The 10,954-nt window shown below is 58.6% G+C and carries 8 protein-coding genes and 2 pseudogenes; 8 read left to right on the top strand and 2 right to left on the bottom strand.

The features are described from left to right. A pseudogene (locus tag NKH03_RS33110) lies at positions 1-338 on the top strand (hypothetical protein); the annotation flags it as partial. Between the two features lie 399 nt (positions 339-737). On the opposite strand, the gene NKH03_RS33105 reads toward NKH03_RS33110, so the two are convergent. Both NKH03_RS33105 and NKH03_RS33100 read right to left on the bottom strand, forming a co-directional pair. After that, positions 738-1,814, bottom strand: coding sequence for an FAD-binding oxidoreductase (locus tag NKH03_RS33105; protein ID WP_352973093.1), 1,077 nt, complete (start codon positions 1,812-1,814; stop codon positions 738-740). 91 nt (positions 1,815-1,905) lie between these two features. Beyond that, complete coding sequence (locus tag NKH03_RS33100; protein ID WP_352870821.1) at positions 1,906-2,763, bottom strand: LysR family transcriptional regulator; 858 nt, start codon at positions 2,761-2,763, stop codon at positions 1,906-1,908. A gap of 131 nt (positions 2,764-2,894) precedes the next feature. On the opposite strand from NKH03_RS33100, the gene NKH03_RS33095 reads away from it, so the two are divergent. The 7 genes and pseudogenes from NKH03_RS33095 (at position 2,895) to NKH03_RS33065 (ending at position 10,773) form a co-directional block, all read left to right on the top strand. Then, on the top strand, positions 2,895-3,977 hold the full coding sequence (locus NKH03_RS33095) for an amidohydrolase family protein (protein ID WP_352727359.1): 1,083 nt from the start codon (positions 2,895-2,897) through the stop codon (positions 3,975-3,977). 11 nt (positions 3,978-3,988) lie between these two features. Then, entirely contained in the window at positions 3,989-4,342 is a 354-nt protein-coding gene (locus NKH03_RS33090; RefSeq protein WP_352973091.1) for a Rieske (2Fe-2S) protein, read from the top strand. A gap of 124 nt (positions 4,343-4,466) precedes the next feature. Continuing rightward, entirely contained in the window at positions 4,467-6,074 is a 1,608-nt protein-coding gene (locus tag NKH03_RS33085) for an ABC transporter substrate-binding protein (RefSeq protein WP_352973089.1), read from the top strand. Positions 6,075-6,165: 91 nt separating this feature from the next. After that, positions 6,166-7,212, top strand: a complete 1,047-nt coding sequence (locus tag NKH03_RS33080; protein ID WP_352973095.1) for an ABC transporter permease — start codon at positions 6,166-6,168, stop codon at positions 7,210-7,212. Further along, positions 7,209-8,093, top strand: coding sequence for an ABC transporter permease (locus NKH03_RS33075; RefSeq protein WP_352973087.1), 885 nt, complete (start codon positions 7,209-7,211; stop codon positions 8,091-8,093). The genes NKH03_RS33080 and NKH03_RS33075 overlap by 4 nt, the downstream gene beginning before the upstream one ends. Then, entirely contained in the window at positions 8,083-9,714 is a 1,632-nt protein-coding gene (locus tag NKH03_RS33070) for an ABC transporter ATP-binding protein (protein WP_352973085.1), read from the top strand. Before NKH03_RS33075 ends, NKH03_RS33070 begins: the two co-directional genes overlap by 11 nt. Positions 9,715-10,076: 362 nt before the next feature. Then, positions 10,077-10,773 (top strand): annotated as a pseudogene (locus NKH03_RS33065) (5'-nucleotidase). Positions 10,774-10,954: the final 181 nt, after the last annotated feature.

Genomic DNA, 10,954 nt, shown 5'->3' with positions numbered 1-10,954 from the left:
CGACGGCGAGCGCGATCAAAAAGAGCCTCATGTGTCAAGAAACTTTGCGCCTCCAGCCGAATATTAGCAATCCCTTGATGAAGCCCGGGACCGCTCCAGACCCATTCCCTTTGGCGCAGAGAATTGGCATTGGGGATCTGACCGCCACGGTGCGACGGCGGGTCGATGAGGACTTCGTAAGCATCTCGATTCCCCCCTATAATTTTCCGCATTCGATCATCGATCATTCAAAGGTGAAGCGCGGGCAGGAGATCGAGCTGACCGGCGTGGCCACGCGCATCGATGATCAACATCGACAAGGTGCGGCTGGTCGAGAAATACCGGGCTCCGACACGTAAGAGGCGGCAGCGAGAATTGGTGTATTAGCCTTGCCGTAGAGAGCCCGCGCCACGGAGGAGAGGGGGTGATGGCGCGGGCCTGCCGATGTTTGCCCACCAGCCTTACGCCGGAGCCAAGCTGCGGCATCCGAAGCATTAATTCAACTATTCGAGACCACTAATGTTCCGTCAGCATTGACTGCGCCGGACCTGTGCCGTTCCGCTGATGAACGGCGCATCCTTGCCGGTGATGTGTCCTTCATCGTCTTCAACAGGTTGTTCTGGTGGCTGCAATTACGAAGTCGCCCATTTGCCGCGCCAACAATACCGCGTGGCTGAAAGGCGGCGGCGGCCTCATTTTGAGGCCAGACCCGGACGCAAATGCGTGCGCACGGCCACATCTTCAACGGTCAACAACGCCTAAACGTCGAGCAAAACCGTTCCTTGTGGGCGGCTGCAACATGCCAGGACATAGCCGGCCGACTTCTCTTCAGCGTTCAGTCCGCCTAGGTCGTCCATCACAACTTCGCCGGATAGTTTGGCTATTCGGCACGTTCCGCAAACGCCCTGCTGGCAAGCGGTCGGGATGTAGATGCCACAATTCCGTGCCGCCTCCAGCAAGGTCTCTCCGGGCGTGCATTGATACTCCACGCCCGAGCGGGCGAAACGGACCGACGACGGAACCGCTGAACCCATTTCCGAACGCGAACCGTTGCTGCCTCCGAAACTCTCCTCGTGGTACTGGGCCGGCGGGAAGCCAATTGCGTCAAGGCAGGTGCGTGCCGTCTTCATGTACCCTTCGGGCCCACAGGCAAAAACGGTGCGCTTGTGGAGATCGGGAACCAGGCTCAGCAGCATCCGACCACCAATTCGGCCAGTTGAACCCGTCCAAGTGGGACCTCCCTGACTGCAAACCAAAGTCACTTGAACGTTGGGAAAGCGAGCAGCAAGTGCTTCCAGTTCCGATCGGAAGACGATGTCGCCTGGCGTTCTCGCACTGTGAATGAAGCGGATCTCCCTGTCATCCGCGCGATCGGTAAGTGCACGCAGCATGGACATGACCGGAGTCACGCCGCTACCGCCCGAAAGGAAAACGGGTTTCTGAGCCGGCAACTCATCAAGATTAAACGAACCGAGCGGCCCTTCGATCTCGATCTCGCTGCCTGGCCTCACATTGTCATGGAGCCAGTTGGAAGCAAGCCCGCCCGGCGTTCGTTTCACCGTGATCTGAAGATCAAGCGGTCGTGTCGGCGGTGATGATACAGAGTAGGAGCGCGTGATCGCGGCACCGTTAATCCTGAGATGCACGAGGACATACTGGCCGGCGCTGAAGCAGAACAGCCGATCCGCGGCAGACGTGAGAACGAATGTTTTCACATCGTGCGTCTCGTCGATTACGCGACGGCAGAGCACAACATCTCGCGTCTTTTGTGCCCATTGGCGCTGACGCAAGGTGGGCACGATATCGGAGGCTTGGACGGAAGCGTATGCGTTCATTGTTCGGCTCGGCTTTGCGATCGAGCGAACATGCCAGTTCTTAGCCCATAAAACAGCAGTATTAACCCAACGTTATGATCGCTAATTTCGATTAAACTTCCAGCGACATAACGGCGAGATGGAGAGCTCGGATGCCTTTGCGAATGATCGGTTCGTGTTTGCGACGTGCCAGTATCGCCGTGTGAACTGGCTGGTGCAGCGTCGGCGCTCCTTCGACGAGGAACGATGGAAGCTCGGCGGTGAACCGACGCGCATCATCGCTACGCATGTAGCAAGTGCCGCCCGTTCGCCGGAGCATGATCTCCGCCAGCGTTTCCGATCCGGTCGAAAGTCGACAGATCGCCAATTGAGCCAGCAGCTCCGCGTGCGTTTTCTCCAGCAGAACGGTGTAGCCTGGGCGGATGTAGGTGTCAGGATCAACATCCGACAGCGTTCTGGCCGCAGTCGAAACCATTACATATTCCTCGACCATCAGGTGCTCGTAGGCGATCTCGGGCAAGTAGCGAGGGGCATAAAGCACCGCGATATCCAGGTTTCCCATGCTCAAGTCGCTGACCATCTGGTTCGAGTAATCCGACTCGATATGAATCGAGGACTTCGGAAGTACCTGGCACAGTGTCTCGACCCACCCGGGTAGGACTGAGCGGGTCATGCCCACTTGGGCGGCAACGCGCAAGGTGCCTTCGAAACGGTTGAACGCGCGCACGTCGTGGCGAGCTTGCGACCAGGTCGACAGCAGAGACCTGGCGTAAGCTTCGAACCGGCGTCCTGCGGCAGTCGGCTCTGCCCCGGCGCGTCCACGCTGGAACAGTTCGGACCCAATTGCGCTCTCCAGGTTCTTGATGCGAGTGCTGATCGTCGATTGGGTCAAGCCCAACCGATCCGCGGTCCGATTGAAATTTCTTGACTCGACGATGTCGAGAAAGGTTTCGATGTAATCAAGCTGCATTGAACCCCCGATCGAAAAACGCGATCATATTCGCACGTTTCATAAGCTTGATCAAACGAAACCCAAGGCGGAAGCTGCACCAGTCAGCGACCCGGCAGCATCGCCGGGACGAGGCTATGGAGCCGAACAAAGTGTTTATAATCGACTGCGATTGTCATAATTACTGGTCAAGCGCCACGGTATTGCAGCCCTACCTTTCCGGCCTCTGGAAGGACATGTTCGTCGAAGGCGAGAAGACAGGTCCCGTTGGGGCCTTCCCGCACGGCCATCGTCCCTGGTTTCATCCGCAGGATTTCTCCCGCAAGGACGTCCGTCCGAAAACCGAGGCCGATAACTATCTCATCATGAAAGAGAAGCACCTCGACAAGTACAAGATCGACGTGGCGATCCTGACGGGTGATGAGCCGATCGAGGCGTCAACCCTTGCCAACCCCTATTATGCCAGCGCCTTGGTCAGCGCCTACAATGACTACCAGATCGATCAGTGGCTGCCGAAGGACGACCGTTTCATGGGCTCGATCATCATCGCGCCACAAGATCCAAAGCTCGCCGCCGCCGAGATACGTCGCCTTGGCAATCACCCGCGCATGGTCCAGGTGCTCGCGTCCCAAGGATCCGTCAAGCCGTATGGCGACCCGTTCTACCACCCGATTTACGAAGCCTGCGCTGAAGTAGGGTTGCCCTTCGCCATACATCTGGGCGGCCATGGCGGAGTGAATTCAACTGCCATCGCTCCTGCCCCAACGACATTCTTCTGGGAGACCCACGCTATCCTCCACATGTCGGCAATGTCGCACGTGGCAAGCATGATCGCGCATGGCGTCTTCGAGAAATGGCCGGACCTCTATTTCGTGATTATCGAGTGCGGCGTCGCTTGGGTCCCATCGGTACTCTGGCGCCTGGACGCCGACTACAAAGCGCTGCGCAAGGAGACGCCATGGCTGAAGATGCTGCCATCGGAATATTGCCGACGCAACATCCGCTTTTCCACGCAGCCGCTGGAACAGCCCGCAAACATCCAGCATCTGTGGTCCACGCTTGAGGCGATGGACGGCGAAAACACGCTGATGTTTGCGTCGGACTATCCCCACTGGGATTACGACGATGCAAACACGCTGCAGATCCCTCCTGCCTGGAAGAGCAAGATCATGGGACTGAATGCGCTGGAGGTCTACAAACGCATCCCGCGCGCGCAAGCGGCGAATGCCGCCTGAGGAACGATGTGATGCCCGAAAAGACCTACATCTGCCGCGTCGACGAAATCGAACCCGGGTCTCCCTTTATCGCCAAGATCCGCAGCCTTTCGATTGGCGTTTTCCGCATTGGAGAGTCGTTCCACGCGCTGCTGAATGTTTGTCCGCACCGCGGCGCTCCACTTTGCGAGGGACCGCAGTGTGGAACGACCGCGCCCGTCGAACAGGCGCAATTCATCTATCATCGCGAAAACGAGATCGTCCGATGCGCCTGGCACGGCTGGGAATTCGACATCAAGTCGGGTGAGGCCTTGGTCGATCCGACCGTTCGGGCTCGCACATTTCCAGTCACCGTCGAGGCCGGCGGCATCTATGTGACGGCCTGATTGGCGCAAAACCGATTGGGATTGGAAAAATTCGAAGGAAAGGTGGCCGCAGTCAAACCAGCAGATTTGTTCGCAGGTGCTTTGACGAGAAATAACGCGGAGAACTCCGCAATGGGAGAGTCAAATGTCAGAATCTGAATACAAGCTTGGTATCGCTCGAAGCCTGATCGGTGGCGGCAATGTTTCCCGCCGCGACTTCATTCATCTTGGGCTGGCCGCGGGCCTGACCGTCGCCGCCGCCGACAAGCTGTTCGTGAGCACGGCGCGGGCCGCACCGATGCAGGGCGGCTTCGCCAAGCTCGGCATGGCTCACGGCGCGACCACGGATTCGATCGATCCGGCCGGCTACCCCGATACGTTCACACAAACCGCATTTTCCGGCTCGCTGTCCAACAGCCTCACTGAGGTCGACGCCAAAGGCAATGTCCAACCGGATCTCGCCGAAAGCTTCGAATCTTCGGATGGGGCCAAAACCTGGGCCTTCAAGCTGCGCAAAGCCGCAACCTTCCACAACGGCAAGACTGTGACGGCGGATGACGTCGTGACCTCATTGCAATATCACATGGGCAAGGACACCAAATCGGCGGCGAAGTCGCTGTTGGAGTCCGTCGCCGAGATCAAGGCGGACGGCCCGGAAACGGTGGTCTTCACGCTCAAGAGCGGCAACGCCGATTTCCCTTACATTATGAGTGACTACCATCTGGTCATCATGCCAGCCAAGGACGGCAAGGCGGATTGGGCCTCAGGCGTTCGCACGGGCGCTTTCGTACTCGAGAACTTCCAGCCCGGCGTTTCGGCCAAACTCAAGCGCAATCCGAACTACTTCAAGAACGGCAAGCCATACCTCGACGAGGTGGAGTTCATCGCCATTACAGATCTTGCCGCTCGCATGGCGGCGCTGTCTACGGGGGAGGTGGACTATATCGGCCGCGCCGATTTGAAGACCCTCGGCATGCTGAAACGCAATCCCAAGGTGGAAATCGTCGAAGTCACTGGCTACGGTCACTATACCTTGCCGATGAATGTCACGATGGCGCCGTTTGATAATCCGGACGTGCGAATGGCATTGAAATGGGCGATCAATCGTCAGGAGATCGTCGACAAGATCTTTCTCGGCCACGCCACCGTGGCCAACGACAACCCGATCGCGCCAGCGATCAAGTTCGCCAAGGATCCGCAACCGCAGCACAGCTTTGATCCGGAAAAAGCCAAGCACTACCTGAAAAAGGCCGGAATGGAGAACCTGAAAGTGGATCTCTCGGTCGCCGATGCCGCTTTTGCTGGCGCGGTGGACGCGGCTTCGCTCATTCGCGAGACGGCAGCCCAATGTGGCATCGACGTCAATGTCGTGCGTGAGGCCGAGGACGCCTACTGGGACAATGTCTGGCTCAAGAAACCCTGGTGCGCTTCCTATTGGAGCGGTCGAGCGACGGCCGACTGGATGTTCACCCAAGCCTTCGCCGCGGACTCCAGCTGGAATGAGTCGTTCTGGAAAAATCCCCACTTCAACGAATTGCTTGTCCAGGCGCGGGCCGAGACGGACGAGGTGAAGCGAGCGGCGATGTATGCGGAGATGCAGCAGTTAACCCACGATGATGGCGGCAGCATCGTGCTGGTCTTCAACAATTTCGTCAGCGCTCAATCCAAAAAGCTCGCACACGGCGAAGTGGCGCCCAATTGGGAGAACGATGGACTGAAAATGGCCGAACGCTGGTGGATCGCCACAGCATGAGATGGCGGGCCGGAGCCGCGTTGACTGTGAGGCTCCGGTTGGCTTCCCTGGCTGTTGCAAGGGCTGCCGCCCAAAAAGGAAACGCACGCCCATGAACCCTGTCGCAAGAACGGTTCTGCAGCGGCTTGGGCTCGGCCTGATCACTTTGTTCATCGTGTCCATCATTATCTTCTCTGCGATCGCGATGCTCCCCGGCGACTTCGCCAAGGCCACGCTCGGGCAATCGGCGACATCCGAAACGGTCGCCGCGTTCCAGCGAGAAATCGGCATCGATCGTCCACCTGTCGAGCGCTATTTTGTCTGGGTCGCGCAGATGCTCCACGGTGACTTCGGCTCCTCGTTTGCGAGCCGCACCGGATACCGGCGTACCGTGGCCGAGATCATCGCGCCACGGCTATACAATACGATGTTCCTTGCAGCGGTGACCGCGCTGATCGCAGTCCCGCTGGCCCTGGGGCTTGGCATTCTCGCCGCGCTGCACCGCAACGGCTGGTTCGACCGGCTGGTGAATGCTGTGACGCTGACAACCATCTCGTTCCCGGAGTTTTTCGTCGCCTATATGCTGGCCTACCTGGTCATCTCGCGCGACACGTTCATCGGATCCGATTTCGCTCAATCGCTGCCGCATTGGCTCGCAGTCTCACTGAGCTGGGCACTCAATGCAGTTCCCAAATTTCCGACATTGTCGAATGTGAACGACCAGACGCCGTTTTGGGACCACGTCTGGAAAGTGGCCCTGCCGGCAATCACCCTTACGCTCGTGATCGTGGCCCACATGATGCGCATGACCCGAGCGGCCATCATCAACATGATGGCAAGCCCCTACATCGATATGGCGCGCCTCAAGGGAATGTCCCCGATGGTGATCGTGCTGAGGCATGCCTTGCCCAATGCCTGGGCTCCCATCGTCACCGTCGTGGCGTTCAATCTGGCGTATCTCATCGTCGGAGTGGTCGTGGTCGAGGTCGTGTTCGTCTATCCCGGCATCGGTCAGTTGATGGTTGATGCGGTGAAATCCAGGGATGTTCCGGTCGTCCAGGCCTGCGCCTTGATTTTCGCCGCGACCTATATCCTGCTCAACCTGATAGCTGACATCATTTCCATCGCCACCAACCCCAGGCTCTTGCATCCACGATGACCAGCTTCGAACCTATCGCGGCGATTCAAAGGCTGAGACGTTCGCGTGCCACCCGAGCGAAAACGGCGCTGAAGAGGGCACCCTTCAGCGCATGGTTCGGTATCGTCGTGATCCTCGGTTACGTTTTTGTTGCGGTCCTCGCGCACTGGATAGCGCCATACGGCGAGACTCAGGTCTTCAGCGAAGCCTTCGCGCCGTGGAGCCAGGAGTTCAAATTGGGAACCGATCAGCTCGGCCGCGACATGCTCACCCGTTTGATCTACGGTGCGCGCAACACCATCGCTATTGCAGTCGCGACCACGTTGCTGTCCTTCGCCGTTGGCGTCTCGCTCGGTCTTCTTGCCGCGTTGCACAGGGGATGGCTCGACCAGATATTGTCGCGTGCGGTGGACGTGTTGATGTCGATCCCAAGTCTGATCTTCGCGCTGGTGCTGCTGTCTATCTTCGGCTCGTCGATCACCAGCCTGATCGTAATCATTGCCCTTCTTGATTCCACCCGTGTCTTTCGGCTTTCTCGCGCCGTCGGGCTTAACGTGGCCGTGATGGAATATGTGGAGGTGGCGCGATTGCGCGGCGAAGGCGCGAGGTGGATCATCGCCAAGGAAATCCTTCCCAATGTAATGCCGCCGCTGGTCGCAGAGTTCGGCTTGCGATTTTGCTTCGTATTCCTCACCATCGCGGCGCTGTCCTTTCTCGGCGTCGGTATTCAGCCGCCGACCGCCGATTGGGGTTCAATGGTGCGCGAGAATGCAACCCTGATCACGTACGGAGATGTCACGCCGCTCCTTCCGGCCGGCGCGATCGCTCTCCTTACGGTGTCCGTCAATTTCGTTGTGGACTGGTTCCTGCACGCAACAAGCGGATTGCGGGATGAAAAGTAGCGGTCCAGGCTCGCGCGAAAAAGGAAAGGATCTACTGCAGATCCGCAATCTGCATGTGGAGGGATTCTCGGACGAGCGGTGGCATCCCATTGTGCGCGGGATCGATCTGACGCTGAAGCGGGGGGAGGTTCTTGGCCTGATCGGCGAGTCAGGCGCCGGCAAGTCCACCATTGGCCTTGCCGCAATGGGTTATGCCAAGCCGGGCTGCCGGATCACACAAGGCTCGATCCTGTTCGACGGGATTGATCTTCTGGCAGTCAGTGAAACAGGGCGCCGTCGCCTCAGGGGTTCCCGCATTGCCTATGTCGCGCAAAGCGCGGCGGCCTCTTTCAATCCGGCCCACCGGCTGTTGGAACAAACCGTCGAAACTGCGGTGGCGCATGGAATTGCCAGCCGGGAAGAGGCAAACCGGAGCGCCGTCGATCTTTATCGACGTCTTCAGCTCCCAGACCCGGAGACCATAGGCTTTCGCTATCCTCATCAGGTCTCCGGCGGGCAGTTGCAAAGAGCAATGACCGCAATGGCTATGGCTTGTCGTCCGGATCTCATAGTGTTCGACGAGCCAACGACCGCGCTCGATGTGACGACGCAGGTCGAAGTTCTTGCCTCCATTCGCAACATCGTGGAGGAATTCAATACGGCCGCAATCTACGTGACGCATGACCTGGCGGTGGTGGCGCAAATGGCGGACCGCATTATGGTTCTGCGCCACGGGCTCACTGTGGAGGAGGCTGAAACACGCCAGATGCTCGCTTCACCTGTCCAGGAATACACCAAAACGCTCTGGGCTGTGCGCAAGCTCGCGAAGCCCGAAGTTCCGGCCGACGAGCATCTGCTGACGATAGACCACGTTACCGCGGGCTATGCCCGAACCGTCAAAGTGCTCCAGGATGTCTCCATCAAAGTTCCACGCGAAAGGACGGTGGCTGTGGTCGGCGAGTCCGGCTCCGGGAAGTCGACCCTCGCTCGGGTCGTCACCGGCCTTCTGCCATCGCTTTCGGGGTCGATCTCTTTTGCCGGCCAGCCCCTTTCGAAGAGCTTGAAGATGCGCCCGAAGGAGGTCCTGCGCCGCATACAGATGATTTATCAAACGCCCGACAACGCGCTAAATCCGCGCCAGACGGTCGAAGACATCATAGCGCGACCGCTTGAATTCTACCTCGGCCTTAGTGGCGCGCAGCGGGATCGCCGGATCGGCGAACTCATGCATATGGTCGAGATGAGCGAAGCTTACTTGGACCGACTGCCGGCCGAATTGTCGGGGGGCCAAAAACAGCGCGTTTGCATTGCCCGGGCGCTTGCGGCCGATCCGGATCTCATCATCTGCGACGAGATTACGTCCGCGCTCGACCAGATCGTGCAGGAGGAAATCCTAAAGCTCCTCATGCGCCTGCAAAGTGACTTCGGCATGAGCTACCTCTTCATCACTCACGACATTGCCACCGTACGGGCGATAGCCGACGAAATTGTCGTCATGCACCAGGGGAAAGTCGTTGAGCAGGGTTTGAAGAGTGAAGTTCTTACGCCGCCGCATCCGGCTTACACCGAACGGCTCTTGTCATCCGTACCGGAAATGGATCCGGACTGGCTCACAAAGCTGCTGGCCAGTCGGAAAATCTGATAGGGATCGCAAGGTGGACAGGAAGAGAACCCCGTCCACCAGGCACCTGCCCATCCGTCCACGTGCTTTGAAGGGCATGATCGTGCTCCACTTCAATTGGCTGTCCAGGCATTGTCGCCCGACAAACGGAGCCCACCAGTTCACCGTCTCCTCGCTCGGAAGCTGACGACGAAGGAGGTCTCGGTATTGGCCCACGCAAGACAGCAGTTTCTGTTTGCCTTAACCGAGGACGACAAGGGGTGTGGGGATCCAGGGGCCGCGCTAAGGGCCAGCCCTCTGCGCATCGGAATCTCTACGCGCGCTCTTTTTGACCTGGAAGAAGAGCATAGCGTATTCGAGAAGTAGTCAAGGCGTATGCGGCTATGCAGCTTCAACGCGAGGACGCGATCCTCAGCAGGGGTGCCGGCTTTGAGGTCGTCGAGCGGTTACTCGCGCTGAACGATCCTGACGTTCCACCGTATGTTGAAGTGATCCTCTTGTCGCAGAACTCGCCCGACCTCTCTCTCCGAGCTTTCAAGTCGATCGATCACTATGAGCTTGTCGTCGAGACGGGTAGTTTTACTAGCGGGCGGTCGCTTGCGCCATTTGTCCCGGCGTGGGGCATCGACCTGTTTTTCTCAAACGCGGATACGGACGTAAAAGGAGCGGTGGACGGTGGAGCAGCGGCTGCACCTGAAGGCCTTTCTGGCTCATGAGACCGCGAACGCGAGCAATCCAATGGCGCGCGGCCCGTTTGGCAATTTTCTTCATAAGCTATCCGCATTGCGCTGTGTTTTCCTCAATGAGGGAAACGTTAGCAAGGTCCGCATCGCGCTTGTTACAGCTCGGAACGCCCCTGCCCCCGAGCGCGTCATTCGCACGCTGAGGGCATGGGGGACGCCGGCTGATGAGGCGCACTTCGCCGGCAGCCGTGAGAAAGCACCCATCCTAAAGGCACTCGGTGGTCATATTTTCTTTGACGATCAGGAGAAGCACGTCCTCGGCGCGGCGGCAGTGGTTCCTGCCGGCCATGTTCCCGGACCGCACGATCCGGTCGCGCCGGTAATCCCAGCCGGCTGACTCTTCGGGATTAGATCTCGGTCGCTTTGACTAAGCGAACGAACTCGACGGCAAGCGACCTGGGCAGTGCAAACTCGAATGGCGGCTTTGGGCCTAATGCACGAACCCGCTTCGCGGGAAGGCGCGGTTGGCAATGCAGTATGGTAATCTTCGGCTTTGAGTGCCTAACTGCCTGACCAGA

The sequence above is a fragment of the Mesorhizobium sp. M1406 genome (assembly GCF_040317555.1).
Classification (GTDB): Bacteria; Pseudomonadota; Alphaproteobacteria; order Rhizobiales; family Rhizobiaceae; genus Mesorhizobium.
The sequence above is the reverse complement of the archived record's forward strand: the minus strand, read 5'-3'. Positions and strand labels throughout refer to the sequence as shown.